The sequence below is a fragment of the Lentibacillus sp. L22 genome (assembly GCF_040812445.1).
GTDB classification, from domain to species: Bacteria; Bacillota; Bacilli; order Bacillales; family Amphibacillaceae; genus Lentibacillus_C; species Lentibacillus_C daqui.
Window position 1 is genome coordinate 1 of sequence record NZ_JBFNXI010000092.1, and the last position, 2,412, is coordinate 2,412.

A 2,412-nucleotide genomic window follows, 5' to 3' on the forward strand; every position below is an offset into this window, starting at 1 on the left:
TAAAGTGGACCCCTTGTCAAGGACACTTTGAAAAAAACCACTAACTTTTTTTGCTTGTTCCTCTTATGCTTGCTTCATAGGAGGAGCGGTGGCAAGTCCAAGCATACGCTCAAAACTAAGAGCGTGTGCTTTTGTCATCCACTAAAAATATGAAGAGACATTGTTTATCAAGTTTGGAAGCATTAGAGTTTTCTGTTTTTCAAGATGAACATGCGTTACGAATTTTCCCTAATTGGATGGTAAGATATTTTGAATCTCTCACAGAAAAGGAACAATGGCAATATTTTCTAGCCTATCGAAAAGTTGCCGATCAAATGCTATCCGAATCATATCTTATTGATCAATTAAAATGGATATTAAAGTATCCATCCATCGAATTAGAGTATGATCTATATGTGAAAGCTCGAATAGACCCTGATTTTTATGAGGAGGAAGTCTTTCTACCAGAGAAATGGACCGAACTACAAGAAAAATACGAGACACGATTCCAACAAGCAATTAGTCTTTTAGAGGAACAACAACGGGAAGATCAGGTGTCTTCACAAGATGAGCCAGAGGATACACTCCCGTTTTAATGAATTCTGCATATTGATTGGGGGATAACTTTGCGAGACCCCATTGATAGCGTTCGTTGTTGTAGTAATCCATATAGTCATCAATTTTGATAGAAAGATCCGAAAAAGTAATTATGTAGCCAAGATTCCCTAAATCATCTTTCATGTGACCAAAGAAAGATTCTTGCGGTGCATTGTCCCAACAATTCCCTCGGCGTGACATGGATTGCCGTAATTCTTTATCATTCAGTAGCGATTGAAATTGCATACTAGTGTAGTGTACGCCCTGGTCGGAATGGATCAGGGTTTTCTGTTTTTTAGGAATCGCATGATGTTCAATTAAGTATTCAATCATTTCCAAAACAAAATCCACTTCTAACGATTCACTAAGTGCATAAGAAAGAATTTGATTGGTAAACGCATCTTTTATGGTAGATAAATAGGCTTTCTGACCTCGTCCAAAGTAGAGATAGGTAATATCCGTAAGCAAGACCGTTTTGGGACCATGAGCTTTAAATTGACGATTTAAATGATTAGGCTTCGTTGCATGTTCTTGCCTGGCTTTTGCCATTCGTTTGTAAGGATTAGGTTTCCTAATCGGACATATGAGATTATATTTATTCATCAGTCGTTGAATCTTCTTGCGGTTCATGACGATTCCTGTTTGAAGAAAGCGCATATAAATGCTTCTTGATCCCTTTGCATATCCGCGATATTGATAGACTTCTAGAATCAATTCAAAATCAGTGCGATCTTGTTTCTCACGCTCCTTACGCTTCTCTTCCTGCTTAAGCCATGCATAATAACCTGAACGAGAAACCTGAGCAATCTCACATAACCACCTGATATTCAAGAGGTTATGATCTCTTTCCGTTAATGTTTGGATGAGTTGATATTTTTCTTGGGCAAAGCTTTGGCTGCTTTGCGATGGATAAAATTCATTTTTTTTAAAGCATCAATTTGTTGTTTTTGCAAAGCGACTTTATGTTTGAGATAGGCGATTTCTTCATCAGGTGTGCGTTCTTTCGTTTGACGGCGCCCAGAATGTTGCGTACGTAAATCCGTAAAACCTTCTGTTCTATCCGCCATTTTTCGTATCCTGCGAGAGAAACTCTTGATTCTTTCTTTCCCTATCACTTGTGTATCAAACCCTGCTTCTCTAAAGATTTGTGTAGGAAATTTCCCTTGATCTAATTCATGCATGAAATGTCGCTTATAGGCTTCAGAATAGGTAATAGCTTTGTTAGAGACCTTATCCACATAAGGATTCCTTTTTAGTTCTTCTATCTGTTTATCCGAAAAATAATGCACACCCATGTGATCAACTCCCACTTATAATATTTTAAAATGATTATTCAGATGAAATGAACCATTTATGCATAGTTTTGAGCCATAGGTTGCAGAAAATGGAGCCCCCTAATGGAAAACCACTCTTTTAAGAAGAGATTCAGAGCCACAGCGAAAGCTGCTTGCCATTGACTGTAACGCCCGATTCTTTGCATTTGATGGAAGGGGTCGGGGGCCCCGCCAGCAAATGCTTAGAATCGGTTTGTCCGTGTTATCATATTTGAGCAGGTGTGCCTATTTGGCATTATTTATGACAGACCTGCGATTATTCCTCAACACGGACAAAAGTTAAGTCAATGGTGGCGGACTATAGTATTTATGCTAGTTATGTGGCCGTGTCTCTCCTTTCCACAGTTATTGGCTCAAACATCCGCATTCAGTGGATCAAAAGTCCGCACTGCTGGCTCAAACTGGTCGCAATACTCATAAAATAAGTATACGACAAAGAACCCTATAAAACGGAACGGATAAGTAGTTTTTTATCCGTGTCTGTTTTATAGGGTTCAGTTTA

3 protein-coding genes are annotated in these 2,412 nt (G+C 38.7%); 1 reads left to right on the forward strand and 2 read right to left on the reverse strand.

The genetic code is table 11. The features are described 5' to 3' along the window. Positions 1-131: 131 nt before the first annotated feature. Positions 132-575: a hypothetical protein gene (locus ABRT01_RS18130; RefSeq protein ID WP_367749164.1), complete on the forward strand. Its 444-nt coding sequence runs from the start codon at positions 132-134 to the stop codon at positions 573-575. On the opposite strand, the gene ABRT01_RS18135 is transcribed toward ABRT01_RS18130, so the two are convergent. After that, a complete protein-coding gene (locus ABRT01_RS18135) occupies positions 499-1,407 on the reverse strand; it encodes an IS3 family transposase (protein WP_367749167.1) in 909 nt (302 codons plus the stop codon). The two genes, ABRT01_RS18130 and ABRT01_RS18135, sit on opposite strands and share 77 nt — an antisense overlap. Before the next feature lie 20 nt (positions 1,408-1,427). Continuing rightward, the gene (locus ABRT01_RS18140; protein ID WP_269409550.1) at positions 1,428-1,871 is read right to left on the reverse strand and encodes an HTH domain-containing protein; all 444 of its coding nucleotides are present in this window, start codon (positions 1,869-1,871) and stop codon (positions 1,428-1,430) included. Positions 1,872-2,412: the final 541 nt, after the last annotated feature.